Origin of the sequence: Pseudomonas sp. PS02302 (assembly GCF_029959585.1) — a bacterium.
GTDB lineage: Bacteria > Pseudomonadota > Gammaproteobacteria > Pseudomonadales > Pseudomonadaceae > Chryseomonas > Chryseomonas aestiva.
Window position 1 is genome coordinate 24,256 of sequence record NZ_JASCON010000039.1, and the last position, 25,922, is coordinate 50,177.

Consider the following 25,922-nt stretch of genomic DNA (forward strand, 5'->3'; position numbering starts at 1 on the left):
CAGGTAACCCTGCCTTTCACCGCCAAGTCGGCGTTTTCGTCCCCAAAAAGAAAGCCCGGATCAGGGATCCGGGCTTGGTCTTGTGCCGGTGTCCGTCAGTGCGAGACGGCACCGCTGGCGCCCAGACCAGTCTGGGATCTGACGAACTGCGGATAGAAGCGCGCGCGCTCTTCTTCGGCAGCCGCCGACTTGTCGGTGATCGAGAAGAACCAGATACCGATGAAGGCCACGGCGATGGAGAACAGCGCCGGGTATTCATAGGGGTAGATCGGCTTGGCATGACCGAGGATGGTCACCCAGATGGTCGGGCCAAGCACCATCAGGGCAACGGCGGTGATCAGGCCGAGCCAGCCACCGATCATGGCGCCCCGGGTGGTCAGCCGCTTCCAGTACATCGAGAGCAGCAGGATGGGGAAGTTGCAGCTGGCGGCGATGGAGAACGCCAGGCCCACCATGAAGGCGATGTTCTGCTTCTCGAAGAGGATGCCCAGGGCGATGGCGACCACGCCCAGCGCCACGGTGGTCATCTTGGAGACGCGGATTTCGTCCTTCTCGTTGGCCTTGCCCTGCTTGATCACGCTGGCGTAGAGGTCATGGGAGACCGCCGAGGCACCGGCCAGGGTCAGACCGGCGACCACCGCGAGGATGGTGGCGAAGGCTACCGCCGAGATGAAGCCCAGGAAGATGCTGCCGCCCACGGCGTTGGCCAGGTGCACCGCCGCCATGTTGTTGCCACCCAGCAGGGCGCCGGCGGCGTCCTTGAAGGCCGGGTTGGTGCTGACCAGCAGGATGGCGCCAAAGCCGATGATGAAGGTCAGGATGTAGAAGTAGCCGATGAAGCCGGTGGCGTAGAACACGCTCTTGCGGGCTTCCTTGGCGTCACTCACGGTGAAGAAGCGCATCAGGATGTGCGGCAGACCGGCGGTGCCGAACATCAGCGCCAGACCCAGGGAGAAGGCCGAGATCGGATCCTTCACCAGACCGCCGGGACTCATGATGGCCTCGCCTTTCGGGTGCACGGCGATGGCTTCGGCGAACAGGCGGTTGAAGTCGAAGCCGACGTGCTTCATCACCATGAAGGCCATGAAGGTGGCACCGGACAGCAGCAGCACTGCCTTGATGATCTGTACCCAGGTGGTGGCCAGCATGCCGCCGAAGAGCACATAGAGCACCATCAGGATACCCACCAGCACCACGGCGATGCTGTAGTCCAGGCCGAACAGCAGCTGGATCAGCTTGCCGGCACCGACCATCTGGGCGATCAGGTAGAGGGCGACCACCACCAGCGAACCGCAGGCGGACAGGGTACGGATGTCCTTCTGCTTGAGGCGATAGGAGGCCACGTCGGCGAAGGTGTACTTGCCCAGGTTGCGCAGGCGCTCGGCGATCAGGAACAAGATGATCGGCCAGCCCACCAGGAAGCCGATGGAATAGATCAGGCCGTCATAGCCGGAGGTGAACACCAAGGCGGAAATGCCCAGGAAGGAGGCGGCCGACATGTAGTCACCGGCGATCGCCAGGCCGTTCTGGAAACCGGTGATGCGTCCACCGGCGGCGTAGTAGTCGGCGGCGGAGCGATTGCGCTTGGAAGCCCAGTAGGTGATGCCCAGGGTGGCGCCGACGAAGGCCACGAACATCAGGATGGCGGAGACGTTCAGGGGTTGCCGCTGGACCGCGCCGCTGATGGCATCGGCGGCCCACAACGAAGGTGAGAGGGCCAGCAGCACGGCGGCCAGGGAAAGACGTCTCATGACTGCACCTCCCGGAGGATTTCCGCGTTGAGCCGATCGAATTCGCCATTGGCCCGGCGCACATAGATGCCGGTCAGGACGAACGCCGAAAGGATCAGACCGACGCCCAGAGGAATGCCCCAGGTCATGGCGGTCTCCGCATGGATACGGGTGCCGAGGACCTTGGGGGCGAAGGCGATCAGGAGGATGAAGGCGGAATAGAGTCCGAGCATGATGGCCGAAAGCGTCCAGGCGAATCGCCCGCGCTTCGCCACCAGTTCCTGGAAACGCGGACTGGCTTCAATCCGCCGGTAGGTGCTGTCATTCATTATTGTTGTTCCTTACAGCATGACGGGAGCGTCGAGCTCTACTCTAGGCCCGCCCGGTAAGGCTTCCAGACGACTTTAGTCGTACCCCTCCAGACCTCAGTAATCCCAGAGCCGACGCCAGCCCTGCAGCGGGTGGTGCCCCTCGCCATCGAGGACGGAAACGCTCGCCGTCATCCCCGCGCTGAGGTGGATATCCGCCGGTACGTCGAGCAGTTCGATGCGCACCGGAATGCGCTGCGCCAGGCGCACCCAGTTGAAGGTCGGCTCGACGTTGGCCAGCAACTGGGCATCGTTGGCCGCATTGCGATCGGTGATGCCGCTGCTGATGCTCGCCACCCGTCCCTGCAGCGGCGCTGCCTGGCTCATCAGGCGCACCCGTACCGCGGCGCCGGGATGGATATGGGGGATCTTGGTCTCCTCGAAATAGGCCATGACGTAGAAGGAACGGGTATCCACCAGCGCCATCACCGCCTGGCCGGTCTGCACATAGTTGCCCTCGGCGAATCTGAGGTTGGTGATCCGCCCTTCCCGCGGCGCCAGCACCCGGCTGCGATCCAGGTTGATCTGGGCCAGGTTCACGTCGCTCAGGGCTTCCTGGTACTGGCTGCGGGCGACGGCGACATTGACCTGCGCGGTCTCGCGGTCCTCGGCGCTGATGGCACTGGTACCCAGGCGTTGGCGCCGGGCCGCCTCGCTTTCGCGCAGACGCAGTTGCTGCTGACGCGTCTCGGCCACCGCCTTGGCGTGGTCGAGATTGGCCTGATAGCGCTGCTGGTCGATCTGCAGGAGCAGGTCGCCGCGCTTCACCAGCTGGTTGTCCACCACTGCCAGGCGGGTCACCCAGCCCGACACGTCGGGCGCCACCACCACCACGTCGGCCCGTACCCGCGCATCGCGGGTCCAGGGGGTGTAGAGATAGAAATGCCACAGCCAGGTGCCGGCCAGGATGGCGAGCAGTACCACGCTCAGGGTTATCGCCACACGCAGGGTCTTGTGCATCGCCTTGGGGATCCTCTTGTCAGGGGGCTCAGGTGGCCAGGACGGCGACGAGGCCGGCCAGCCAGAGCACGAACAGCGCACAGCCGAACAGGGCGCTGTGCCACAGATGGCGGCCGAGGCCGCTGCGCTGCAGCAGCCACAGCGACAGCGCCGTCAGCAGCAGCGCCAGGACGCCATAGACGAACAGCGGCCCCAGATAGACCCCGCCGACGGCCCATTCATGCAGATTCATCCGCGCCCTCCTCCGCTACCGCCTTCAGACAACAGCCACGCCAGGTCTGCTGGAGCTGCCCGATGGCGCCGCGCGCCAGGCGCTGCGGCTCGTCGTCGGGGGCCTGGTCCAGCGCCACGCGCAGGCGCTGGGCTGCCGGGTCCAGCGCGTCCGGCTGCAGGTCATCGAAACCGACCGCCAGTTGCTCGGCGAAGCGCCCGAGAAAGGCATCCCGCGCCCGCGCCACTTCGCCCTGGGCACCTGCCAGGCAGGCGCGCAGGTGCAGCAGCTCGTTGCCCAGATCAAGCGCCAGCAGGCCCTGCTCCCAGCGGCCGCGTTCACTGGCGGACAACTGCTCGATATGCCGCGCCAGCAGCAGCAGGCGATCCGCCATCCGCCCGCCGAACCAGGTCTCGGCATTGGCCAGGGGGACCGTGGTCAGCCGCTGCAGGTCGTAGGTGGTGGCTGCCAAGATGCGGCGACTGGTGCGCCGCGGCGTGCGCAGACTGATCAGCCGGAACATGAGCACGGCCGACCCGACGCCGATCAGCAGACTCTGCAGCTGGTTGAGCAAGGCGCCCATCTCCACCTGGCCGTGGTTGCTGGGCGAGACCAGCACCAGCAGATGGATGGCGAAGGCCGTCGCGGTTCCCACCACGCTGGGAGGCCCGGCCATCCCCAGGGCGGCAAAGAACAGCGGCACCCCCAGCACCAGGCACAGCAGCGGATAGCCGCTGATCTGCGGCAGCAGCACCTGGCTGATCAGGATGGCGACCGGCGCCGCATAGAGAATACCCCGCAGGAAACCGAGGCCGATGGCGGCGGCGTTGTCGCGATTGGCGAACAGGCTGCAGATGACGCCGGCCATCAGCATGGCGCCTGGCGCGGACGGCCAGGCACTGGCCAGCCAGAACACCCCCACGACCAGCAACGCACAGGCACTGCGCAGGCCATAGAGCAGCGCCGTCTGGACATCGCGATGGCGGGCCAGCGCCGAGGGCGCCACGGCGCTGAGCCGGGCCGTATGGACACTGTCCAGGGCGCGACCGGCAAGCAGGATCTTGTCCAGCAGGATGGCGAAACGGGCCAGCAGGTAGCGCTGGTCGTTGTCGAGTTGCGGCGAGGTGCCGGCAGCCTCTCTCAGACGCCGCAGGAGGGCTTCCAGGGCCGGAGTCTGGGGGTCGGCCAGGGTCATGAGCAGTTCGTCGCGCCAGGGCTGCAGGACGGCCCTCCGCGACTCGTCCAGGCCACGCCACTGGCGCATGGCGCCGCGAGCGGTCCGCAACAGGCTGAGAAGGTCCCGTGACAGCAGCCGCAGTGCCCTGGCGCGCTGCCGGCCGCGCTGGCCCTCGAACCAGGCGTGATCGCGCTGGGCATCCACCGCCACCACCTGACCGAGCATGGCCAGCAGTCCCTGGGTGGCATCCTGGGCCTCGGCCAGCTCCGCGCGGGCGGCAGCCACGCCCTGCTCCCAGGTGCGACGTGCCTGGACGGCCAGATTCTGCTCCACCCGCTGCGGCCAGAACAGCGCACTCACTGCCGAAGCCACGACGATACCCAGGCAAATCTCGGTACAGCGGGCCACCGCCTGGTCGAACACCGTCAGCGGATGGGCGATGGCGGGCAGGCCGATGATGGCGACCGTATAGCCGGCCAGCACGAAGCCATAGGCGACGTGATTGCGCAGCAGGGTCGAGGCCGCCGTGCACAGCGCCATCCAGCCGGCCAGCGCGAGCAGGAACAGCCAGGGCGTCTGGGCGAAGAAGCCCATGAGCACCACTGCCATGCAGGTGCCGACGAGGGTCCCGAGCAGGCGGAACAATCCCTTGGCCAGCACCATGCCGGACAGCGGCTGGGAGACGATCATCACCGTCATGCAGGCCCAGACCGGTTGTTCGAGACTGAAGCGAAAGGCCAGCCAGAGCGCCAGGCCGGCGGCGAACAGGGTCTTGCCGGCAAAGAGGAGCGCCGTCGGCGTGGGAGCGAGAAAGACCGTCCAGGGTAGACGCACGTCGGCTCTTGGATTGCTGGGGATCCAGCATAGGCCGCGCGGCCCAGGCGAAGTTCCGGCGGTTGTCCCGGACGAAAAAAAGGCGACCCGGGGTCGCCTGAAGTGCCTTGCGTGCTCGAGCGACGACGCTCCGTCGTCACCACTGCCTGCAGACTAGCCGAGTTGCAGCCGCCGCTCTTGATCGAGATCAAGGTTTGCCGGGTTTTGTCCGGTCATGCCGAGCAAGCGATCGATCAGCGCGCAATCGGATTCGCGCCGCACCTGGGCGAACAGGGCCGCAGCCTCGGGATAGCTGCGCGTCAGCATGCCGAGCCACTGCTTGAGGCGTCCCGGGGCATAGCGCGGTGCCAGCTTGCGTTGCGCCATGCTCCAGAAGCGCTGCACCCGCGGCAGAATTTCGGCCCAGCTCTGCGGGACGGCCTCTTCTCCGCGTACGGCAGCGGCGATCTGCAGCGCCAGGTCCGGGCGCGAGACCAGACCGCGTCCCAGCATCACCGAGGCCTGGCCGCTGACGCTGCGACAGCGCCAGTAGTCGTCCAGGGTCCAGATCTCGCCATTGGCCAGCACCGGCACGGACACCCGGTCAGCCACCCGCGCCACCCACTCCCAGTGCGCCGGCGGCCGATAACCTTCGACCTTGGTCCGCGCATGGACCACCAGTTGCGCCGCGCCACCCTCCGCCAGCGCCTCGGCACAGGCCAGGGCGCCGTTCGGGCTGTCGTAGCCGAGGCGCATCTTGGCGGTGACCGGAATGTGCGCCGGAACGGCCTGGCGCACGCTCTCGACGATCCGGTTGAGCAGCTCCGGCTCCTTGAGCAGCACTGCCCCGCCGCGGGACTTGTTGACGGTCTTGGCCGGGCAGCCGAAGTTGAGATCGATCACCGGCGCGCCCAGGGTGCAGGCGAAGGCCGCGTTGTCGGCCAGACAGGCCGGATCCGAGCCCAGCAGTTGTACCCGCATGGGCGTACCCGACGGCGTGCGCGCGCCCTCCTCCAGTTCCGGTGCCAGCTTGGCGAAGGCCGCCGCCGGCAGCAGGCGATCGCAGACGCGGATGAATTCGCTCACGCACCAGTCGAGTCCACCCACCTCGGTCAGCAGCTCGCGCAGGATGTCGTCGACGAGGCCCTCCATGGGCGCCAGGGCGATCTCCATGCTCAGAGGTCCTCGCCGGGGAGCGCCTGGCCGTAACCGGCCAGGAATTCGGGTGGCATGCGCCTGGGCTTGCCGGAAGACAGCTCGATGCAGACGAAGGTCGTCCGGGCGCGCAGCAGGGTCACGCCATCGGCGGGCCGTTGCAACTGGAATTGCCGGGTCATGCGCAGACGGCGATCCCAGTCCACCAGCCAGGTGCCCAGCACCAGCTCATCATCCTGGTAGCCACTGCTGAGGTAGTCGATCTCGTGGCGCACCACGGCCATGGCGCGATCCAGGCGCTGGAAGGTGGCCAGATCCAGACCCAGGGCCGCCGAGTGCTGCCAGGCGCACTGTTCGAGCCAGCTGACGTAGACGGCGTTGTTGGCATGGCCCAGGCCGTCGATGTGCTCGGCGCCGATGCGCAGCGGCAGGAGATGGGGCGTCGGTCTGTCCCACTGCATGAAGAGACCCTCTCGCGGGCAAGGTCGGAAGACGGGAAGCCGGACCGGATACGAACCTGGCCAGGTCATCGGTCGCGGATACTGGCACGAATCCACGGACAATAAAAAAGGGCCTGCATCGCTGCAGGCCCTTCTTCATGTTTGGCGCACTCGGGAGGATTCGAACCTCCGACCGCTCGGTTCGTAGCCGAGTACTCTATCCAGCTGAGCTACGAGTGCGTTTCGGTGAGTTTAACCAGAACACCGCTGGTACTGCTGAAGCCAGAGGCTTCGTCGATTTGGCGCACTCGGGAGGATTCGAACCTCCGACCGCTCGGTTCGTAGCCGAGTACTCTATCCAGCTGAGCTACGAGTGCGTTGAAGCTGCGTATTCTAGCTTCCGTTTCTGACGTGTCAAGCAAATTTGCTTGTTTATCAGGTACTTACCAATCGGTCAGTACAGCGGAGCCAGTTTAAAGCAAATGGCGGTGAGGGAGGGATTCGAACCCTCGACACCCTTTTGAGGTGTACTCCCTTAGCAGGGGAGCGCCTTCGGCCACTCGGCCACCTCACCGCAACGGGGCGAAACTATATCGAAGGTTTGCCCGTTTGCAAAGAGAAAAATTCAAAAAAAATCAGTGGTTTGGTTCTTGGTCCTTTTCCTTCTGGATGCGCTGATAGATTTCCTCGCGATGAACCGCGACTTCCTTGGGTGCATTGACGCCGATACGGACCTGGTTGCCCTTGACTCCCAGTACCGTCACGGTGACTTCATCACCCACCATCAGGGTCTCACCAACCCGACGAGTCAAAATAAGCATTCCATTCTCCTTAAGCTTTTAACTCAGTCTGCACGTATGAACCGAAACGATCCCTGAATGGACGTTCTAGTCGCTATTGACCTCTGTCCATGCAAGTAAAGTTCCGTAGAACCCGCGTCAGATGAGGTCCCTGTGGCAGGGACCTCATCTGACCGGTCACTCGGCGCCGCGTGCGGGGGCGTCGAGCTCGAAAGCGGTATGCAGGGCACGGACGGCCAGTTCGAGATATTTCTCCTCGATGACCACCGACACTTTGATCTCGGAGGTGGAGATCATCTGGATGTTGATGCTCTCCTTGGCCAGGGCTTCGAACATCTGGCTGGCCACACCGGCATGGGATCTCATGCCTACGCCAACGATGGAGACCTTGGCGATCTTGCTGTCGCCGACGGACTCCCGGGCACCGATCTCGACGCCGGTGCGCTTGAGGATCTCCAGGGCCGCCTGGTAGTCGTTGCGGTGCACGGTGAAGGTGAAGTCGGTGGTGTTATCGTGCGCGACGTTCTGCACGATCATGTCGACTTCGATGTTGGCCGCGCTGATCGGGCCGAGGATCTTGAAGGCCACGCCGGGGGTATCCGGCACACCGCGAATGGTCAGCTTGGCTTCGTCACGGTTGAAGGCGATGCCGGAGATGATCGGCTGTTCCATGGATTCCTCTTCATCAAGGGTAATGAGGGTGCCCGGACCCTCCTGAAAGCTGTGCAGCACGCGCAGCGGCACGTTGTACTTGCCAGCGAATTCCACCGAGCGGATCTGCAGCACCTTGGAGCCGAGGCTGGCCATTTCCAGCATTTCCTCGAAGGTGATCTTGTCCAGCCGCTGGGCCTGGGGCACCACGCGGGGATCGGTGGTGTAGACGCCGTCGACGTCGGTATAGATCTGGCACTCGTCGGCCTTCAGCGCGGCCGCCAGGGCCACGCCGGTGGTGTCGGAGCCACCACGGCCCAGGGTGGTGATGTTGCCCTGCTCGTCGACGCCCTGGAAGCCGGCCACGACCACCACCTTGCGCGCCTTGAGGTCGGCGCGGATGCGAGCATCGTCGATCTGCTGGATGCGTGCCTTGGTGTGCGCGCTGTCGGTGAGGATGCGCACCTGGCTGCCCGTGTAGGAGACCGCCTGGACGCCGCGCTTGAGCAGCGCCATGGTCAGCAGGCCGATGGTGACCTGCTCGCCGGTGGAGACCATGACATCCAGCTCGCGCGGATCGGGTAGTTCCATGATCTGCTTGGCGAGACCGATGAGGCGATTGGTCTCGCCACTCATGGCCGACACCACCACCACGATCTGGTCACCCGCCTCGTGGAAGCGTTTCACCTTGTCGGCGACCTGCTCGATACGCTCCACCGTACCCACTGAGGTACCGCCGAATTTCTGTACGATCAATGCCATTGCTTGCTGCCCGTCCGCAGAAAAATCTGATTCAAGTTGTTGAGGGAGGAAGCGGGCCGCCCTCCCCGGCGACCCGCGCCCGTTCATAATCTGCTGCGCGTCGGCCAAACGGCGCTGGAATTGCTTTCGGAATGCTCATTTACCAATCGTAAACTCGAACGCGAGTCCGATCCGCTTCCTCAGGCACTTCCGCCTTGTTTGGCTCTAGCTCGCGAGATTATGGCTCCTATAGGCTTTCCTCGGCGTACTGGCCGGCACAGGCCAGGGCCGCTGCGAGCTGGCTGGCATCGGTGCCGCCGCCCTGGGCCATGTCCGGACGACCGCCGCCCTTGCCACCGACCACGGCCGCGGCGCGCTTCATCAGCTCGCCGGCCTTGAGCCTGGCGGTCAGGTCGGCGGTGACGCCGGCCACCAGCACCACCTTGCCGTCGGCTTCGCCACCCAGCAGGATCATGCCGCTGCCGAGCTTGTTCTTGAGCTGGTCGACCAGCGCCAGCAGCGCCTTGCCGTCGAGACCGTCGAGGCGCGCGGTGAGCACCTTGGCGCCCTTGATGTCCTGCGCCTGGTCCACCAGGTCACCGGCCGAGGCACTGGCGGCCTTGGCCTTGAGCTGCTCGATTTCCTTTTCCAGCTGGCGATTGCGCTCGACCAGCGCGGCCAGCTTGTCCAGCACGTTGTCGCGACTGCCCTTGAGCAGGCTGGCGGCTTCGCGCAGCTGCTCCTCGGCGCCGTTGAGGTAGGCCAGGGCCGCGGTGCCGGTAATGGCTTCCACGCGCCGCACGCCGGAGGCCACGCCGCCTTCGCTGACCAGCTTGAGCAGGCCGATGTCGCCGGTCTGGGCCACGTGGGTGCCACCGCACAGCTCGACGGAGAACTCACCGCCCATGCCGACCACGCGCACCACGTCGCCGTACTTCTCGCCGAACAGCGCCATGGCGCCGCGGGCCTTGGCTTCGTCGATGGCCATGACCTCGGTAGTCACCGCGCTGTTCTTGCGGATCTCTTCGTTGACGATGGTCTCGATGCGCTTGAGCTCCTCGGGCTTGATGGCCTCGAAGTGGCTGAAGTCGAATCTCAGGCGCTGGTCGTTGACCAGGGAGCCCTTCTGATGGACATGATCGCCCAGCACCTGGCGCAGCGCGGCGTGCAGCAGGTGGGTACCGGAGTGGTTCAGGGCGATGCCCTGGCGGCGGCTGGCGTCGACCTGGGCCATGAGCGCGGTGCCGACGTTGAGGCTGCCCCTGGTCACCACGCCATGGTGCAGGAAGGCGCCCTGGGTCTTGGTGGTGTCGCGCACGGCAAAGCCGACGCCGGCGCTTTCCAGGGTACCGGTATCACCGACCTGGCCACCGGATTCACCGTAGAACGGCGTCTGGTCGAGGATGACCACGCCCTCCTCGCCTTCGGCCAGGCTGTCCACCGGCTGACCGGCACGGTACAGGGCAACGATGGTGCCCGAGGCGCTGGTAGTATCGTAGCCAAGGAAGCGGGTTTCGCCCTCGACCTTGACCAGGCTGTTGTAATCCACGCCAAAGGCGCTGGCGGAGCGGGCGCGCTCGCGCTGGGCCTCCATCTCGCGCTCGAAACCGGCCTCGTCGAGGTTGAGGTTGCGCTCGCGGGCGATGTCATTGGTCAGGTCGACCGGGAAGCCATAGGTGTCATAGAGCTTGAACACCACGTCACCGGGGATGGTGTCGCCCTGCAGTTGCGCCAGATCCTGCTCGAGGATCTTCAGGCCCTGCTCCAGGGTCTTGGCGAACTGCTCTTCCTCGGTGCGCAGCACGCGCTCGAGATGCGCCTGCTGCTGGACCAGCTCGGGATAGGCCTGGCCCATCTCGGCGACCAGGGCGGCGACGATCTTGTGGAAGAAGGTGCCCTTGGCGCCCAGCTTGTTGCCATGACGGCAGGCGCGGCGAATGATGCGCCGCAGCACGTAGCCGCGGCCTTCATTGGACGGCAGCACGCCGTCGGCGATCAGGAAGCTGCAGGAGCGGATGTGGTCGGCCACCACCTTGAGCGACGGGGCGTCGTCATTGGCGCAGCCGATGGCCTCGGCCGAGGCCGCCAGCAGTTGCTGGAACAGATCGATCTCGTAGTTCGAATGCACGTGCTGCAGCACCGCGCTGACCCGCTCCAGGCCCATGCCGGTGTCGACGCTGGGCGCCGGCAGCGGATGCAGGACGCCATCGGCGGTGCGGTTGAACTGCATGAAGACGTTGTTCCAGATCTCGATGTAGCGATCGCCGTCTTCTTCCGGCGAGCCGGGCGGGCCACCCCAGATCTCGGCGCCATGGTCGAAGAAGATCTCGGTGCAGGGACCGCAGGGACCGGTGTCGCCCATGGTCCAGAAGTTGTCCGAGGCATAGGGCGCGCCCTTGTTGTCGCCGATGCGCACCATCTGCGCCTCGGGCACCCCGACTTCCTTGGTCCAGATGTCGTAGGCCTCGTCATCGGTGGCATAGACGGTGACCCAGAGCTTTTCTCGGGGCAGACCCAGCCAATGGGGCGAGGTGAGGAATTCCCAGGCGAAGGTGATGGCGTCGCGCTTGAAATAGTCGCCGAAGCTGAAGTTGCCCAGCATCTCGAAGAAGGTGTGGTGACGCGCCGTGTAGCCGACGTTCTCCAGGTCGTTGTGCTTGCCGCCCGCGCGCACGCACTTCTGGCTGGTGGCGGCACGGGTGTAGCTGCGCTTTTCCATGCCGAGGAAGCAGTCCTTGAACTGGTTCATCCCGGCGTTGGTGAACAGCAGGGTCGGATCGTTCGCGGGGATCAGCGAACTGGAGGCGACCCGGGTGTGCCCCTTCTCTTCGAAGAAGCGGAGGAAGGCTTCACGGATTTCGGCGCTTTTCATATTCATTCCAGACAATGGGCTTTTCGACGCGCGTGACGGGCATCCGACTGGATCGCAGACGAGACGAACGGAGCGGGCGCCGCAGACGCGGCACGTGCGGAAAACGGACACGCATGTCTGGGAGTATATCGACGCCCGCGCCCCGGTGTCGCCCCGGTTGCGCAGGAAAAACGTCGTCGGAAGACTTAGCGGCGGCGGTAGGCGGAGAAAGCGGCGATGACCGCCTCGATATCGGCGGCGCTGACGTCCAGATGGGTGACCAGCCGCAGGCGTGCTGCCGGACTGATGCGGATGCCACGCTCGGCAAGGAAGGCCTGCAGGGCGGGCGCCTCCTCGCCCAGGGCGAGATAGACCATGTTGGTCTGCACCGGCTCCACCTGATAGCCGAGCTCGGCCAGGGCGGTGCCGAGTTGCGCCGCGTGGGCGTGGTCCTCGGCCAGCCGCTCGACCTGGTGATCGAGGACATGCAGGCCGGCGGCCGCGAGGATGCCGGCCTGGCGCATGCCACCGCCCACCACCTTGCGCCAGCGCCGCGCCTTGGCGATGAACGCGGCCTCGCCGCAGAGCACCGAACCCACCGGCGCGCCGAGACCCTTGGACAGGCAGACCGATACCGAATCGAAATGCTGGCTGATCTCGCGCACCGGTACGCCGAGCTTGACAGCGGCGTTGTACAGCCGCGCGCCATCCAGGTGCAGCGCCAGGTCGTGCTCCCGGGTGAAGGCTCGCGCCGCCGTCAGATAGGCCAGCGGCAGGACCTTGCCGTGCATGGTGTTTTCCAGCGCCAGCAGCCGGGTGCGGGCGAAATGGAAGTCATCGGCCTTGATGTAGCTGCGCACCAGGTCGAGGTCGAGACTGCCGTCGGCGGCCATCTCGATGGGCTGCGGCTGGATGGAGCCGAGCACCGCGGCGCCGCCGCCCTCGTACTTGTAGGTGTGGGCCTGCTGGCCGACCAGGTATTCGTCGCCCCGCTCGCAGTGCGCCAGCAGGCCGAGCAGGTTGCTCATGGTGCCGCTGGGCACGAAGAGTCCGGCTTCCAGACCGAGATCGCCTGCCAGACGTTGCTCCAGGCGGGTGACCGTGGGGTCTTCGCCGTAGACGTCATCGCCGAGTTCGGCGGCCAGCATGGCCTGGCGCATGGCCGGCGTGGGCTGGGTGACGGTGTCGCTGCGCAGATCGATCAAGCGTTAGCTCCTTATGCCGGGACCACGATGAGTCCGGCCCGCAGGCCGACGGCGACCTTGGGATTGGGGAAGATGATGCGCGCCTCGGCTTCGTCGACGATCCAGCGCTCGCTGCCGTCTTCGGCCAGCAGCGAACCCTGGCGCAGCGGCGCGAAGTTGGCCACGTCGTCGGCCAGATGCAACTGGAAACGCGGACTGGACTTGTACACCTGACGCGCCACGCGGAATCTCAGCAACGCGGAATCCGGTGGCGGCAACTCGGCTTCGCGGCCCTCGACCAGGGCTTCCAGCAGCAGGCGCAGGCGACTCAGGTCGAGTTCGCTGTTCTCGCCGAAGGGCCGTGCCTGGCCCAGTTCCAGGGTCAGGGCCTCGGCCTGGCATTCGGCGTAGGTGTAGGCGCTGAAGGTGATGCCCGGCTTGTCGTAGAGCAGCACGGCCTCGATGCCGGCGGCTTCGAGGCGCTGCAGCTCGGCTTCCGAATGCTCGCGCCCGGCGCTCCAGGGATAGAGGGCGAAGCGCGGCAGCGCCGAGGCGCGCAGTGCGGTGTGCAGGTCGTAATGCAGGCGCGCCCGATCGGGCTTGCTGAAGAACTGCGCGGACAGGCGTTCCAGGTCGTTGGCGCGTTGCGCCTCGGAGCCCTCGGCCTGGGCGTGGCGGCCATTGAAGAGGCGATTCAGATCCTGCTCGACATAGCGGGTGCCCCGACGCATGGCGTCGGGATTGCCGTACATGAACAGCAGACGGCAGGCGGGGCGCAGGGCGCCGCTGGCGATGCCACTGAGCAACGCGTCGAGCAGCTCCATGGGCGCCGTCTCGTTGCCATGGATACCCGCGGAGAGCAGCAGGTCCATGCGGTTGTCGCGCGCCACCGGCGGGGTGACTTCCAGCACGCCTTCGGTCAGCCAGTGAAGACGGGTGCCGTCGGCAGTCAGTTGAATCTTCTCGGTCGGCTCGCGGCCGGCCAGGGTCAGGTCCAGCAGGCGGCCAAGCGCCAACCGATAACGTTCAGATGCAGCCATGCTCTACTCCGCTGAGCGACGTGTCGGGGCTAGTGTGGCGCTTCAGAAGTTGTCTACACAATTTTGGCGGCGCTTTTTGTCCCCAAGCGACGTTGCCCCTCCTCGCCATAGCCCTGCTATGACGCGTCGCGGCGCCTTGGCCGGAGACAAAAATCACTCGCCAATTCTTGCGCGAACTTCCGAAACACCACACTAGATACTCAATGATCGTGGCCGCAACCGCAATCGGCGTCATGCACGTGATTCTCATCGCCTTCGTCGGCGAAGGTCTCCAGGGCGATGGACAGGCCCAGGGCATTGAGGGCCTGGGGGCGCAGCACCAGGACCGGGGTCTGCTCCTCATCATCCTGGGAGTCGGCGAAGATGTTGAGACCGCCGCTGCCATCGGCTTCCAGCCAGAGGTCGCGACCGGCCAGGCGGATGGCCAGGCGCTGGACCTGCAGCGTCTGCTGCTCGTCCGCGGTGGGTTCGAGGATGAGATCGAGAAGGTGGCTCATGGGGGCTCCGGAGGTCAGGGCAATTGAAAGGGATAGACCGAGCCGAGGCCCAGCAACTGGGTCAACTCGTCGAGGGCGGTGCGGACTTCGCCCAGCAACTGGGGATCGGCGAGATCCGCAGGTGTCAGGCGGTCGCGGTAGTGGCGATCCACCCAGCCGAGCAGTTGGGCGTGCAGCGCCGGGGTGAAGCGCACCCCCGGATTAACCGCGGCCAGCTCGTCGGCGGTGAGCGCCACGCGCAGGCGCAGGCAGGCGGGGCCACCGCCGTTCTGCATGCTCTGCTTGAGATCGAAGACCTTGACCTCATCAAGCGGGCCTGCGCCGCCGACCTGGGCCTGCAGATAGTCCCAGACCAACGGATTCTGTCGACACTCGTCGGGCACCACCAGCAATGCGCCCTGCCCCGGTCGATCCAGCAGCTGGCTGTTGAACAGATAGGAGCGCACGGCGTCACCGACGCTGATCTCGCTGCGTCGCACGCAGAGGCGTTGCAAGCTGGCACCGCGTCGGGCGAGCTTGGTTTGCAATTCGCCGAGCACGCGATCGCTGTCGAGGAAGGCATCCTCATGGTGGAACAGCACCTGGGCGTTGCCCACCGAGATGACGTCGTTGTGGAAAACGCCCTGGTCCACCACCGCCGGATTCTGCTGGGCGAACACCACGCCCTCCTCGCTCAGGCCATGCAGACGGGCGATGGCCTGAGAGGCTTCCAGGGTCTGCCGCGCCGGATAGCGATGGGGCTCGGGATAACGCGGATCGAAGGCGCTGCGACCGAAGACGAAGAGTTCCACGCCCGGGGCGCCGTGGTCGCGACTGAAGCGGGTGTGGTTGGCCGCGCCCTCGTCACCGAACTGGGCCACCGAGGGCAGCGGCGCATGGTGCTGGAAACGCGCGGGATCGCGAAACATCGCCTGGAGGATGCGCGCCGTGGTGCTAGGTTCGAGGCTGCGGTGAAACTTGCAGGCCAGGTTGGCCGGGGTGAAATGCACGCGGCCGTCGCGGGTGTCGGCGCTGGGGCTGACGGTGGCGGCGTTGGCCGTCCACATGGCCGAGGCGGAACTGGCGGACAGCAGCAGCGGCAAGGCTTCGCGCGCCGCACCCTCCAGCACCTGGGCATCGCTGCCGGCGAACCCCAGGCGGCGCAGCGAGGCGATGTCGGGTCTTTCGTGGGGGGCCAGCACACCCTGCTCGAAACCCAGCTCCATCAGCGCCTGCATCTTGGCCAGGCCCTGGCGCGCGGCCTCGCGCGGATTCGAGCATTGCTGCTTGCTGGCCTGGGACGCCACGTTGCCGTAGGACAGGCCGGCATAGTTGTGGGTCGGACCGACCAGGCCGTCGAAATTGACCTCCCGCGCGGCAGGGGCGAGTTGACTCATAGCTGTAGTCCTGGAGGCAGTTGGCTAGGCAGGGTCAGGGCGTCGCTTTCCAGCGAGGCGACCGGGAAGGCGCAGTAGTCCGCGGCGTAATAGGCGCTGGGTCGATGATTGCCCGAGGCACCGACGCCGCCGAAGGGGGCGGCACTGGCCGCCCCGGTCAGGGGCCGGTTCCAGTTGACGATGCCGGCGCGCACCCCCTGCCAGAAGCGTTCGTAGAGGGCCGGATCGTCGGCCAGCAGGCCGGCCGCCAGGCCAAAGCGAGTGGCGTTGGCGAGCGCCAGCGCCTCGTCGAAGTCGCCATAGCGCTGGACCTGCAACAGCGGCCCGAAGACTTCTTCATCGGGCAGGTCGGCGATCCCCGACACCTCGATGATCCCCGGCGTGAGCAGCGCTCGCTGGGGCTCCGGCTGCCGCAACTCCAGCAGTACCCGGCCACCCTGGGCCAGGCGCTGGGCCTGGGTCTGCAGCAGGGCCTGGGCAGCGGCAAGGGAGATGACGGTGCCCATGAAGGGCGCCGGATCGGCGTCGAAACGACCGGTGCTGAGCCCGGCGCTGACACTCACCAGGCGCGCCAGCAGGGCATCGCCCCAGGCCCCTTCGGGTACGAGCAGGCGGCGGGCACAGGTGCAGCGCTGCCCGGCAGAGAGGAAGGCCGACTGGACGATGGTCACCACGGCGGCGTCCAGATCGGCCACCGGCGCCACCACCAGGGGATTGTTGCCGCCCATCTCCAGCGCCAGCAGTCGCTGCGGACGGTCCGCGTTGAGACGATGCAGCGCCGCGCCGGTGGCGCTGGAGCCGGTGAAGAGGATGCCGTCCAGACCCGGATGCGCGGCCAGGGCCTCGCCGGTGGTCCGGCCGCCCTGCACGAGATTGAGCACCCCGGCCGGCAACCCGGCGGCGATCCAGCATTCCAGGGTCAGGGCGGCGAAACGCGGCGTCAGCTCGCTGGGCTTGAACACCACCGTGTTGCCAGCCAGCAGCGCCGGGACGATATGGCCATTGGGCAGATGGCCGGGAAAATTGTAGGGACCGAAGACCGCCAGGACACCATGCGGTCGATGACGCGTGACGCTGCGGGCGTCCGCCACGCTGGCCGCGCGCTCGCCACCGCGGGCCGCTTCGGCCTGGGCCGAGATGGCCACCTTGGCGATCATGCTGCCGAGCTCGGTATCGGCCTCCCACAGCGGCTTGCCGGTTTCCTCGGCCAAGGCCCGGGTCAGCGCGGGACGACGTTGCTGCAGCGCCTGGGCGAACGCCTGCAGAATTTCCAGGCGCGCGGCCTGGCCGCGTCTTTCCCAGGCAGGAAAGGCCTGGCGAGCCGCGGCGATCGCCTGATCGACGTCCGCTGCATCCGCGGCGGCGCCCTGCCAGAGCGCGGTACCGGCGTAGGGATCGAGCGAGGTGAAGGTCTCGCCACGTCCGGGGCACCACTGACCAGCGATATAGAGGCTATCCATGGGGTCTCCTCAGGGCATCAGCCGCACGGCGCGCACCTGAGCGCCGGCCATCAGCCGCAGTTCGCGGGCAGTGGCCAGATCGACCACCAGGGTGCCGGAAGCCAGGCGCGCGCGGGCGCTGGTGATGCGGCAGTCCTGGCATTTGCGGTTGTGGATCAGATAGACCTCGGCATCGTCGCCCGGCGTGCCGACCGCGAGGACCAGGCGCTGGCTGTCGCGGATCGCGCGCACCTTGGCGGTCTCGGCCTCGACGGTCGGACCCGCGTCGAAGATGTCGACATAGCCCTGGTAGTTGAAGCCCTCGGCCTCCAGCAGGCGGCGCGCGGCCTCGGTATCCGGGTGCACCCGACCGATCACCTGGCGCGCTTCCGGCGACAGGAAGCAGGTGTACAGCGGAAAGCGCGGCATCAGCTCGGCGATGAAACCGCGATTGCCGATGCCGGTGAGGTAGTCCGCCTGGGAAAATTCCATCTTGAAGAAATGCCGGCCCAGGGCTTCCCAGAAGGGTGACTGGCCCTGGTCATCGGACATGCCGCGCAATTCGGCGATGATGCGCTCGGCGAACAGCTCGCGGAATTCGGCGATGAACAGGAAGCGTGACTTGGACAGCAGGCGCCCGGCCGCGCCACCGCGCCGATCGGCGCGCAGGAACAGCGAGCAGAGTTCGGAGCTGCCGGTCATGTCATTGGCCAGAAACAGCGTGGGGATCTGCCGGTGGATGTCCAGTTCGCGCGAGGCGCTCACCGTCAGGCCGACCCGGTAGTTGTACCAGGGCTCACGCAGCCCCAGGGCCGCGGCGATCCCCGCGATGCCGATGACCTCGCCGTCCTCTTCCAGGACGAACAGATAGTCCGCGTCGGCGGATTCGACCTGGCGCAGAAAGCTGCGCTCGGCATTTTCCACCCGCTGCGCCAGGCGTTCCTCGCTGGCTGGCAGGGTGGTGAGACCGGCGCCGGCCGCCTGCGCCAGTTGCAGCAGCGCGGGCACATCGGCACGGGTGACGGGACGGACGATCATCGGACCTCCAAAGACGCTAGGGTCGGCTACAGCGCTACCAGACGAACCCGGTCGCCTTCGGCGATCTCCAGGGTGGCGATCTGCTCGGGGGAAAGGACGACGGCTTCGCCAGGCGTCCAGCGCAGCGGCGTGGCCAGCGCCCGAAAATTTTCCAGGCCATCGTTGGCGACCAGGAACCAGGGTGCCTCGTCGCCGGCCGGACTACCTTCGCTCACCGGCGCCAGGCGGCTCTCGGCGATGGAGCGGATGGCCGTGGTGCGGGCGTGCAGGGTCGGACCGCCATCGAAGATGTCGATGTAGTTGTCGGTTTCGAAGCCTTCCCGGCTGAGGATGTCGAAGGTGATCTGAGCCCGGGGATGCACCTGCCCCATGGCTTCCTGGGCGCTGTCGGGCAGCAGGGGCACATAGAGCGGATAGGTCGGCATCAGTTCGGCGAGAAAGGTGCGACTCTTCTGCCCGGACAGGCGCTCGGCGGCGGCGTAGTCCATGTCGAAGAAGTTGCGCCCTACCCCGTTCCAGAACGGCGATTCGCCGTCATCGTCCGCCAGCCCGACGATCTCCACCACCACCGTATCGGCGAAACGCGCCGGGTGGGCGGCCATGAACAGCAGACGGGCGCGGGAATTGAGTTCGGCGTGAGGGGTGTCGAGCAGCGGGCGCTGGACGTAGAAGCTGCTCAGCACGCTGTTGCCGGTCAGGTCGTGACAGAGCGACAGCACATGGACCTTGTTGTGGATCTTCAGCTCGCGCGAGGCGTGGATGAAGGTCTCGTTGCGAAAGCTGTAGAAGGGCTCGGAGAAACCGGCCGAGGCGACGATGGCCGAACAGCCCAGCAGCTCGCCGCTGCGGGTGTCTTCGAGCACGAAGAAATAGCTCTCCTCGCCATGGAAGCCCACCTCGGCCGCCAGCGACGACTCCGAGGTGCGGATCTTGTCGCGCAACCGTTCGGGGTTGTCGGGCAGCGAGGTGACGCCAACCGGGCTATCCGCGGCGAGCCGCTGGACCAGGGGCAGATCCGCCGCGCGCGCAGGGCGCATTACCAGCATGAGAACTCCTTGTGTACGGATCCATCCTTGGATGCCAGCGGTACGCGTCCCGCGTCCGGAGATTAGCCTTGGGTAAGACGCGCCAGGGCGCGATCCAGGCGGGCCAGGCCTTCGTCGATATCGGTCTCGGCGATGATCAGGCTCGGCGCCATGCGCAGCACGTCCGGGCCGGCCTGCAGGATCATCAGGCCTTCCTCGTTGGCGGCGGTGACGATGTCCTTGGCGCGCCCCTTCCAGCTGTCGTTGAGCACCGCGCCGATCAGCAGGCCCAGGCCGCGGATCTGCTGGAACAGGTGGTAACGGGCGTTGAGCTGCTCCAGACCGGCGACAAAGCGCTGATGGCGCGCGGCGACGCCGGCCAGGGTTTCCGGGGTGGCGACGATGTCCAGCAGCGCGGCGCCCACGGCGCAGCCCAGCGGATTGCCGCCATAGGTGCTGCCGTGCACGCCGGCGCTGAAGTGCTGGGCGACCTGCTCGGTGGTCAGCATGGCTGCCAGCGGGAAACCGCCGCCGATGCTCTTGGCGGTGGTGAGGATGTCCGGCACCACGCCATAGTGCTGGTAGGCGTAGAGATGACCGCTGCGACCGACCCCGCTCTGCACCTCGTCGAAGATCAGCAGGGCGCCATGGGTGTCGCACAGGCGACGCGCGCCTTCCAGGTAGGCCTGGTCGGCCGGCAGCACGCCGCCCTCGCCCTGGATGGGTTCGAGGATGACCGCGCAGGTCTTGTCCGAAACCACGGCTTCGAGGGCGGCCAGGTCGTTGTAGGGCACGTGGCGGATGCCTTCGATCTTGGGACCGAAGCCATCGGAATACTTGGGCTGCCCCCCAACGCTGACGGTGAACAGGGTCCGACCGTGGAAGCTGTTGGTGGCGGCGACGATCTCGTAGCGACTGCCGCCACTGACGTCATGACCATAGCGACGGGCCAGCTTGCAGGCCGCCTCGTTGGCTTCGGCACCGGAGTTGGCGAAGAACACCCGGTCGGCGAAGGTATGGTCCACCAGCTTGCGCGCCAGGCGCAGGGCAGGCTCGTTGGTGTAGATGTTGGACACGTGCCAGAGCTTGCCGGCCTGCTCGGTCAGGGCCTTGATCAGCGCGGGATGGCCATGGCCCAGGGCACTGACGGCAATGCCGCCAGCGAAGTCGACGTATTCGCGATCGGCCTGATCCCAGACGCGGGAACCCTCTCCTCGCACCGGAATGAACGCGGCGGGGGCGTAGGTCGGGACCATCACCTCATCGAAGGCGGCGCGTTGCACATTGGGTTGAGAAGCGGACATCGGGATTTCTCCTGCCGATCACGGCGGTGACTGAGGGGGATTGTAGGACGACCTCCAGGCGCGGCATTGCGCCCAGGCGACAACTATTTACGGGCGAAAACGCAAACGGGCGTCCGACTCGCAGTCTAGCGATTCGGACACCCGCTCTGGAAGGGCGAGGACGTACCTTCGGGTACGTCCGGAAGATCAGTTGGGCGCGACGCGGCTGGTGCCGTTGACGGTCATGATGCGCACCCGCTCGCCGACGCGGAACATCTCGCCCTTGTTGACCGCCTGCACATAGGCGCGGGAGCCGCCGTCGTCTTCCTTCACGGTGATCTCGACACCGCTGGCCTTGGTGAAGCCCTCTTCGGTGGCCGCACCCAGCAGGCCGCCGGCTACCGCACCGATGATGGCGGTGACGAAGCTGCCACGCCCGCCGCCAATGGCGCTACCGCCAATGCCACCGACCACGGCACCGGCCCCGGCGCCAACGGGCGACTTGGTGCCCTCGATGGTGACCGGACGCAGGGCGGTGATGGTACCGGTACGGACCGTCTGCACCTGCCGGGCCTCATCGCGCGAATAGACGTCGCCGGACTGATCGGAGGCGCAGCCGGCCAGCAGGGCGACGGCGGTCAGGGAAGCGGCGAGTTGAAGGACTCTGTTCATGGGGCAACTCCAGGGGCAGTTGAAAGACACTGGCCGTACCGGGCAGCGGTACGGGCGCAGATCGCTATTATCCTTGACCCAGGGCGTCCGGGGAGGTTTCCGGCGACTGTAACCTCGGCACCTTGCGAACGCCTTAAGGTGCCAGGCGCTGGCGCTGCCAGCCACCCTCTACGCGCTGGTAATCCAGCCGATCGTGGAGGCGGCTGGAACGCCCCTGCCAGAACTCGATGCGCTGGGGCCTCAGGCGATAGCCACCCCAGAACGGCGGCCGGCTGGGATCACCGTCGGCGAAGCGCCGCTGCACCTCGGCCAGACGCTGCTCCAGCTCGTGACGATCGGCGATGGCCTGGCTCTGCGGCGAGGCCCAGGCACCCAGGCGACTGCCCAGTGGACGGACCCGGTAGTAGGCATCGGATTCCTCGGCGGACACCTGTTCCACCCGCCCCTCGATGCGCACCTGGCGCTCCAGCGCCGGCCAGAAGAAGGTCATGGCCGCACGCGGCTGCGCGGCCATCTGCTGCCCCTTGGCGCTGTCGTAATTGGTATAGAAGACGAAGCCCTGGGCATCGACGCCCTTGAGCAGCAGCACGCGGCAATGGGGCTGGCCTTCGTCGTCGACGGTGGCCAGCCAGCAGGCATTGGCTTCGACCGGAGGTTGCTCGGTACGCACCGCCTCTTCGAACCACTGCCCGAACAGGGCATAAGGATCGGCGGGCGCCTGGGCTTCGGTCAGGCCGTCGCGGGTGTAGTCGCGACGCATATCGGCGAGGGACGGTGACATGGAAGTCTCCTGCTAGGTCGGTATCGACCTAGCTTAACCAAGTCCCGCCCGGCTCGCCTGCTTCAGGACAAGCTTTGTAGCTAGCGCGCCGCCAGCGACTGCAGGCTGGCCAGCACGGTGGCGCGCGGCTGGATCAGTACCTCGACGCGGCGGTTGACGGCACGACCGGCGGCGGTGGTGTTGTCGGCACGCGGATGGGCGGCGGCCAGACCGCGCACGATCAGGCGATTGCCGCTGTAGCCGCTGAGACGGAAGATCGCCGCCACGGCCTGGGCGCGTTGCAGGCTGATCTTGTCGTTGAGCGCGGCGGCGCCGGTGCTGTCGCTGAAGCCCAGCACGATGACGGCGCTGTCTTCATCCACGCTCACCGACTTGGCCGAGCGGGACAGCGGGCCGAGCATCACCGGCAGCAGCATCTCGGCGCGATCCGGGTTGAAGGAGCTGTCCACCGGCGTGATCAGTACCAGGGCGTCGTCGCGACGCTCGACCTTGACATTGCTGCCGGCCACGGCGACGCGCAGCTTCTGCTCGTGTTCATCCAGCCAGGCCTTGCTGACCTTGACCGGTACCGGCTTGAGGACTTCCGCCTTGGCCAGGGGCTTCACGTCTTCGCTGCCGAAGGGCCACCACCAGCGGCTGCCCTTCTCGCCTGCCGTAGCGGCCTGTTCGGACTTGGCGGCGGGCGCCTTCGCCGTGACCTTGGCTTCGGCCTTGGGCTCGGCCGCCTTGGCGACCGGCTTGGCCGGCGCGGCCGCCTGGTCGCCACCACCGAACGGCCACCACCAGTGGCTGCCGCTGGCGGCGGTGCTGGCCTGGGCATTGCCCGGCGTGGCAGGCGCGGCGGCCTGGTCGCCAGTGCCCTGGAAGGAGCTGCAGGCGGATACGCCCATGCAGAGAATGAGGGTGGTGGATTTGATCAGCTTCATGCAAAGTTTCCCATCGGCGAGCCGGAGGACAGAGTGAATCAATGCCCCGGCCAGAGCCGGCGGCATGAGTGAACTTAAAGTAGTTTCGAGATTGTGGCCGCAAACCTACGCCGGGCAAAGCGGTCGAGTCACGAAATTTGCGTCTGTGCCGACCAGTGGCAGTGCCCCTGGCAGCGAGCGAAGGAAGATCCAGGCGAATCGCCGCCAGGGCGCTGCTGATGGGTTGGCGGCGAGCGAAGGTTCTGTTGAAGGCATGGCTACCCGCCCGGAGGCGAGAGCATGGAAGGACTCATCGATGTCGCGACCCTGGAGCGCCTGGCCGCCAGGGCCGCAGCCATTACCCGCGACTGTCGCTGTCTGCGGCGGGACCTGGCGGGATGGACGGCCTGGCCGGTGGGCTACCGGGAAACGGAGTTCGCGCAGATCGGCACCCTGGCACGTCACGCCCCCGAAGACGCCATCATCGCGGAGTACCACCCGGCGGGCACTCACTACTGGTCAGCTGACGCCCCCATCGCGCCCCGCTTCTATCCCTACAACCAGAGCACGGTATGGCTGTGCCTGGGCTGCGAACGTCTTTACCTGCGGCATGATGACGATGGCGCCTACCATGTGGCGCCGCGCATTCGCCTGCTGCAGAGCGCCCTGATCATCGATGCCCCCCACGCCAATGACGGGCGCGAAGCCACAACGACCTGACCTCCGGCCTCCAGCGCCAGCGATCTGACAAAGGGCGATCAAGCGCTCGTCTTTCGGTATCCAGGGCCACTTTCGCGCCCGGGCGGACGCTCTAGGTCGCGGCGTTTGCAATCCCTTCTCGTTACCTGAGGCGCAAACCGGGAATTAAGCCCACAATAGGCGCCGCGTATCCCGCGTGCGGGTGTGCGCCCATCAACGGTAAAAAACCTGGTCCCAGCAATACGATGGCAACTACAACTCGAACGGGCGTCGCCTGGTTTGTCGACGGTGCCTATGCCCTGAGCGCCTGGAATGGTTCGGTCTATGGCGCGAAATTCGACTATCTCAAGCTACGGCTTTTCATTGAAGAGGATGCGGGCGAACCCATAGGCGACGCCTACTACTTCAACTGCGATAGCGACCCACCCACCATCGCCCAGACCGGCTTCAACAAGTTCTTGAGCTCGGCCCCACCCAAGGGCGCCGGCCTGAGGGTCAAGCTGTACTGGCTGCAGAGCAAGGCCCACGAATGGCCTGCCTCCGTGGGTGGCGGGCCGATCCTGCATCCGGTGACCGGCGAGCAGTACACCACCAAGAGCCAGAAAGGCGTGGATGTCGGCCTGGCGTTCAATCTGATGCGCTCCCATGCCAAGCGCGGCTGGAAGAAGCTCTACCTGGTGGCGGGCGACGGCGATTTCCACGAGGTGGTGCAGTACCTGGTGGAAAACGAAGGGGTCGAGGTCACGGTGATCGGCGCGCACTTCTCCATCAGCGGCGAGATCGCGCCCTATGTCCGGGTGATCGAATTCAAGGACATCGAGGCGGCCATCGCCCGCTAGCCGACCGCCCTAGAGGCACTCCCCTACCGCCCGCGCCAGGGCCTGGGCGCGTGGGTCCATCAGCACGTAGGGCCCCAGGGTATTGGTGACGAAGCCGAAGGCCACCTCGCGCTCTGGATCGGCGAAGCCGGTCGAGCCACCCGCCCCCGGATGACCGAAGGCCTGGGGGCCGAGGCCGTAGGTGGCATTGGCCTGGTCCCGCTGGTCGAGCATGAAACCCAGCCCGAAGCGGGTTGGCGTGAGCAGGGTACGGTCCTCGCCCTGGCTGTGCTCTACCAGGGCCTCGCTCAAGGTCTCCCATTCCAGCAGGTCCCCGGCCAGCAGACCGGCATAGAAGCCCGCCAGACTGCGCGCATGGCCGTGGCCGTTGGCCGCCGGCTGCTGGAAGCGCCGCCATTCGGCCTTGTTGGTGCTGGTGAGCACCCCGGATGGATTGCCAAAGGCCAGGGTCGGCAGCGCCACGGGGTCGCTCAGGGTGGTCTTGAGCAGGCGCTGCGCAGCGGCATCGCCCAGCACGCCCTTGCCCCGCACGATATGGGCGACGCGCTCGTCTTCGCTGGCCGGCAGGCCGATGTGAAAATCCAGGCCCAGGCGCCCGGCGGTCCGGGCCACGATGGCCTCGCCCGGGCCACGGCCGTCGGCACGACGGATCAGTTCGCCCAGCAGCCAGCCAAAGGTGATGGGGGCATAGCCATGGGCGGTGCCGGGCGTCCACCAGGGTGCCTCGGCGGCGACCGCGGCGGTCATGGTGTCCCAGTCGTAGAGGGCGTCACCCGCCAGGCGTTCGCGCAAGGCGGAGACGCCGGATCTGTGGCTGAGCAGCTGTCGCAGCGTAACGTCGGCCTTGCCGGCGGCGGCGAATTCCGGCCAGCGTTCGGCGACCGGGGCATCGAGGGCCAGCTTGCCCTCCTCCACCAGCTGCAGCGCCGCCACCGCGGTGAAGGCCTTGGTGCAGGAGAACAGATTGAGCAGGGTATCGGTGTGCCAGGGCGTCTGACCGTCCTTGTCGGCCAGGCCGCCCCAGAGATCCAGCACCGTTTCACCGCCGACCTGGACGCCCAGCGCCGCACCGCGAGTCTGGCCGGCGGCCAACAACTCGGCGAAGGCCTCGCGGACGGATTCGAATCTCAGGTCGTGATAGCCGTGGACGGTCATGGGGATTTCCTTGCTGTGGTTCTTCGGTATCGCGGCCATGGCGGTCCGCCGATGCGGCCGCTCCTACAAGGTCCGATGTGTCTGTAGGAGCG

At 66.5% G+C, this 25,922-nt stretch carries 24 protein-coding genes and 3 tRNA genes; 2 read left to right on the forward strand and 25 right to left on the reverse strand.

Annotation, left to right across the window (positions count from 1 at the left end; genetic code table 11):
- Nucleotides 1-95 precede the first annotated feature (95 nt).
- The 24 genes from QMX82_RS14490 to QMX82_RS14605 form a co-directional block, all read right to left on the reverse strand.
- Nucleotides 96-1,751 carry a cation acetate symporter gene (locus tag QMX82_RS14490; protein ID WP_208694667.1) on the reverse strand — a complete coding sequence of 552 codons (1,656 nt, stop codon included), beginning with the start codon at nt 1,749-1,751 and terminating at the stop codon, nt 96-98.
- A complete protein-coding gene (locus QMX82_RS14495) occupies nt 1,748-2,059 on the reverse strand; it encodes a DUF485 domain-containing protein (RefSeq protein ID WP_208694666.1) in 312 nt (103 codons plus the stop codon). Before QMX82_RS14495 ends, QMX82_RS14490 begins: the two co-directional genes overlap by 4 nt.
- Before the next feature lie 96 nt (nt 2,060-2,155).
- Nucleotides 2,156-3,058 (reverse strand): efflux RND transporter periplasmic adaptor subunit, encoded by a 903-nt coding sequence (locus tag QMX82_RS14500; RefSeq protein WP_282284765.1) that lies wholly within the window; start codon nt 3,056-3,058, stop codon nt 2,156-2,158.
- Nucleotides 3,059-3,086: 28 nt separating this feature from the next.
- The gene (locus QMX82_RS14505) at nt 3,087-3,290 is read right to left on the reverse strand and encodes a DUF1656 domain-containing protein (protein ID WP_208694664.1); all 204 of its coding nucleotides are present in this window, start codon (nt 3,288-3,290) and stop codon (nt 3,087-3,089) included.
- Nucleotides 3,277-5,280, reverse strand: a complete 2,004-nt coding sequence (locus QMX82_RS14510) for an FUSC family protein (protein WP_282284768.1) — start codon at nt 5,278-5,280, stop codon at nt 3,277-3,279. Before QMX82_RS14510 ends, QMX82_RS14505 begins: the two co-directional genes overlap by 14 nt.
- Before the next feature lie 153 nt (nt 5,281-5,433).
- On the reverse strand, nt 5,434-6,432 hold the full coding sequence (locus QMX82_RS14515; protein ID WP_187978883.1) for a tRNA dihydrouridine synthase: 999 nt from the start codon (nt 6,430-6,432) through the stop codon (nt 5,434-5,436).
- Between the two features lie 2 nt (nt 6,433-6,434).
- Complete coding sequence (locus QMX82_RS14520) at nt 6,435-6,875, reverse strand: acyl-CoA thioesterase (protein ID WP_208694661.1); 441 nt, start codon at nt 6,873-6,875, stop codon at nt 6,435-6,437.
- Nucleotides 6,876-7,017: 142 nt separating this feature from the next.
- Nucleotides 7,018-7,094, reverse strand: a tRNA-Arg gene (locus QMX82_RS14525).
- A gap of 60 nt (nt 7,095-7,154) precedes the next feature.
- Nucleotides 7,155-7,231, reverse strand: a tRNA-Arg gene (locus QMX82_RS14530).
- Between the two features lie 106 nt (nt 7,232-7,337).
- A tRNA-Ser gene (locus QMX82_RS14535) sits at nt 7,338-7,428 on the reverse strand.
- Nucleotides 7,429-7,489: 61 nt separating this feature from the next.
- Complete coding sequence (csrA, locus tag QMX82_RS14540) at nt 7,490-7,675, reverse strand: carbon storage regulator CsrA (protein ID WP_007159101.1); 186 nt, start codon at nt 7,673-7,675, stop codon at nt 7,490-7,492.
- 156 nt (nt 7,676-7,831) lie between these two features.
- Nucleotides 7,832-9,067 (reverse strand): aspartate kinase, encoded by a 1,236-nt coding sequence (locus tag QMX82_RS14545; RefSeq protein WP_208694660.1) that lies wholly within the window; start codon nt 9,065-9,067, stop codon nt 7,832-7,834.
- A gap of 226 nt (nt 9,068-9,293) precedes the next feature.
- Entirely contained in the window at nt 9,294-11,918 is a 2,625-nt protein-coding gene (gene alaS, locus QMX82_RS14550; protein WP_282284781.1) for an alanine--tRNA ligase, read from the reverse strand.
- A gap of 185 nt (nt 11,919-12,103) precedes the next feature.
- Complete coding sequence (ltaE, locus tag QMX82_RS14555) at nt 12,104-13,102, reverse strand: low-specificity L-threonine aldolase (RefSeq protein ID WP_282284782.1); 999 nt, start codon at nt 13,100-13,102, stop codon at nt 12,104-12,106.
- An 11-nt stretch (nt 13,103-13,113) separates the two neighbouring features.
- Entirely contained in the window at nt 13,114-14,121 is a 1,008-nt protein-coding gene (astE, locus tag QMX82_RS14560) for a succinylglutamate desuccinylase (RefSeq protein ID WP_208694657.1), read from the reverse strand.
- 200 nt (nt 14,122-14,321) lie between these two features.
- The gene (locus tag QMX82_RS14565; RefSeq protein WP_133859552.1) at nt 14,322-14,618 is read right to left on the reverse strand and encodes a GTPase; all 297 of its coding nucleotides are present in this window, start codon (nt 14,616-14,618) and stop codon (nt 14,322-14,324) included.
- Nucleotides 14,619-14,632: 14 nt separating this feature from the next.
- Nucleotides 14,633-15,994, reverse strand: coding sequence for an N-succinylarginine dihydrolase (astB, locus tag QMX82_RS14570; protein ID WP_282284788.1), 1,362 nt, complete (start codon nt 15,992-15,994; stop codon nt 14,633-14,635).
- Complete coding sequence (gene astD, locus QMX82_RS14575) at nt 15,991-17,454, reverse strand: succinylglutamate-semialdehyde dehydrogenase (RefSeq protein ID WP_282284790.1); 1,464 nt, start codon at nt 17,452-17,454, stop codon at nt 15,991-15,993. Before astD ends, astB begins: the two co-directional genes overlap by 4 nt.
- A gap of 9 nt (nt 17,455-17,463) precedes the next feature.
- The gene (astA, locus tag QMX82_RS14580; protein ID WP_187978876.1) at nt 17,464-18,471 is read right to left on the reverse strand and encodes an arginine N-succinyltransferase; all 1,008 of its coding nucleotides are present in this window, start codon (nt 18,469-18,471) and stop codon (nt 17,464-17,466) included.
- A 26-nt stretch (nt 18,472-18,497) separates the two neighbouring features.
- On the reverse strand, nt 18,498-19,517 hold the full coding sequence (gene aruF / locus QMX82_RS14585; RefSeq protein WP_187978875.1) for an arginine/ornithine succinyltransferase subunit alpha: 1,020 nt from the start codon (nt 19,515-19,517) through the stop codon (nt 18,498-18,500).
- A gap of 62 nt (nt 19,518-19,579) precedes the next feature.
- Entirely contained in the window at nt 19,580-20,800 is a 1,221-nt protein-coding gene (locus QMX82_RS14590; protein WP_187978874.1) for an aspartate aminotransferase family protein, read from the reverse strand.
- A gap of 186 nt (nt 20,801-20,986) precedes the next feature.
- Entirely contained in the window at nt 20,987-21,451 is a 465-nt protein-coding gene (locus tag QMX82_RS14595; RefSeq protein ID WP_133859558.1) for a hypothetical protein, read from the reverse strand.
- A gap of 133 nt (nt 21,452-21,584) precedes the next feature.
- Nucleotides 21,585-22,232, reverse strand: a complete 648-nt coding sequence (pdxH, locus tag QMX82_RS14600) for a pyridoxamine 5'-phosphate oxidase (protein WP_282284796.1) — start codon at nt 22,230-22,232, stop codon at nt 21,585-21,587.
- An 80-nt stretch (nt 22,233-22,312) separates the two neighbouring features.
- Nucleotides 22,313-23,158, reverse strand: a complete 846-nt coding sequence (locus tag QMX82_RS14605) for an OmpA family protein (protein ID WP_282284798.1) — start codon at nt 23,156-23,158, stop codon at nt 22,313-22,315.
- 279 nt (nt 23,159-23,437) lie between these two features.
- Between QMX82_RS14605 and QMX82_RS14610 the strand changes: the two genes are divergently transcribed.
- Together QMX82_RS14610 and QMX82_RS14615 are read left to right on the forward strand one after the other, a co-directional pair.
- The gene (locus tag QMX82_RS14610) at nt 23,438-23,857 is read left to right on the forward strand and encodes a hypothetical protein (protein WP_282284800.1); all 420 of its coding nucleotides are present in this window, start codon (nt 23,438-23,440) and stop codon (nt 23,855-23,857) included.
- 224 nt (nt 23,858-24,081) lie between these two features.
- Nucleotides 24,082-24,675 (forward strand): NYN domain-containing protein, encoded by a 594-nt coding sequence (locus QMX82_RS14615; RefSeq protein ID WP_133859562.1) that lies wholly within the window; start codon nt 24,082-24,084, stop codon nt 24,673-24,675.
- A gap of 9 nt (nt 24,676-24,684) precedes the next feature.
- On the opposite strand, the gene QMX82_RS14620 is transcribed toward QMX82_RS14615, so the two are convergent.
- Nucleotides 24,685-25,830, reverse strand: coding sequence for a serine hydrolase domain-containing protein (locus QMX82_RS14620; RefSeq protein WP_282284806.1), 1,146 nt, complete (start codon nt 25,828-25,830; stop codon nt 24,685-24,687).
- Between the last annotated feature and the right edge of the window lie 92 nt (nt 25,831-25,922).

Excerpts from the sequence above, each read along its gene's own strand:
- astD (WP_282284790.1), bottom strand. The coding sequence starts at position 17,454 with ATGGATAGCCTCTATATCGCTGGTCAGTGGTGCCCCGGACGTGGCGAG.
- QMX82_RS14515 (WP_187978883.1), bottom strand. The coding sequence starts at position 6,432 with ATGGAGATCGCCCTGGCGCCCATGGAGGGCCTCGTCGACGACATCCTG.
- QMX82_RS14505 (WP_208694664.1), bottom strand. The coding sequence starts at position 3,290 with ATGAATCTGCATGAATGGGCCGTCGGCGGGGTCTATCTGGGGCCGCTG.
- astB (WP_282284788.1), bottom strand. The coding sequence starts at position 15,994 with ATGAGTCAACTCGCCCCTGCCGCGCGGGAGGTCAATTTCGACGGCCTG.
- aruF (WP_187978875.1), bottom strand. The coding sequence starts at position 19,517 with ATGCTGGTAATGCGCCCTGCGCGCGCGGCGGATCTGCCCCTGGTCCAG.
- pdxH (WP_282284796.1), bottom strand. The coding sequence starts at position 22,232 with ATGTCACCGTCCCTCGCCGATATGCGTCGCGACTACACCCGCGACGGC.
- QMX82_RS14545 (WP_208694660.1), bottom strand. The coding sequence starts at position 9,067 with ATGGCATTGATCGTACAGAAATTCGGCGGTACCTCAGTGGGTACGGTG.
- QMX82_RS14495 (WP_208694666.1), bottom strand. The coding sequence starts at position 2,059 with ATGAATGACAGCACCTACCGGCGGATTGAAGCCAGTCCGCGTTTCCAG.
- QMX82_RS14615 (WP_133859562.1), top strand. The coding sequence starts at position 24,082 with ATGGCAACTACAACTCGAACGGGCGTCGCCTGGTTTGTCGACGGTGCC.
- QMX82_RS14500 (WP_282284765.1), bottom strand. The coding sequence starts at position 3,058 with ATGCACAAGACCCTGCGTGTGGCGATAACCCTGAGCGTGGTACTGCTC.
- QMX82_RS14595 (WP_133859558.1), bottom strand. The coding sequence starts at position 21,451 with ATGAACAGAGTCCTTCAACTCGCCGCTTCCCTGACCGCCGTCGCCCTG.
- QMX82_RS14605 (WP_282284798.1), bottom strand. The coding sequence starts at position 23,158 with ATGAAGCTGATCAAATCCACCACCCTCATTCTCTGCATGGGCGTATCC.
- QMX82_RS14520 (WP_208694661.1), bottom strand. The coding sequence starts at position 6,875 with ATGCAGTGGGACAGACCGACGCCCCATCTCCTGCCGCTGCGCATCGGC.
- alaS (WP_282284781.1), bottom strand. The coding sequence starts at position 11,918 with ATGAAAAGCGCCGAAATCCGTGAAGCCTTCCTCCGCTTCTTCGAAGAG.
- QMX82_RS14565 (WP_133859552.1), bottom strand. The coding sequence starts at position 14,618 with ATGAGCCACCTTCTCGATCTCATCCTCGAACCCACCGCGGACGAGCAG.
- csrA (WP_007159101.1), bottom strand. The coding sequence starts at position 7,675 with ATGCTTATTTTGACTCGTCGGGTTGGTGAGACCCTGATGGTGGGTGAT.
- QMX82_RS14590 (WP_187978874.1), bottom strand. The coding sequence starts at position 20,800 with ATGTCCGCTTCTCAACCCAATGTGCAACGCGCCGCCTTCGATGAGGTG.
- QMX82_RS14490 (WP_208694667.1), bottom strand. The coding sequence starts at position 1,751 with ATGAGACGTCTTTCCCTGGCCGCCGTGCTGCTGGCCCTCTCACCTTCG.
- astA (WP_187978876.1), bottom strand. The coding sequence starts at position 18,471 with ATGATCGTCCGTCCCGTCACCCGTGCCGATGTGCCCGCGCTGCTGCAA.
- QMX82_RS14610 (WP_282284800.1), top strand. The coding sequence starts at position 23,438 with ATGGAAGGACTCATCGATGTCGCGACCCTGGAGCGCCTGGCCGCCAGG.
- QMX82_RS14620 (WP_282284806.1), bottom strand. The coding sequence starts at position 25,830 with ATGACCGTCCACGGCTATCACGACCTGAGATTCGAATCCGTCCGCGAG.
- astE (WP_208694657.1), bottom strand. The coding sequence starts at position 14,121 with ATGGCTGCATCTGAACGTTATCGGTTGGCGCTTGGCCGCCTGCTGGAC.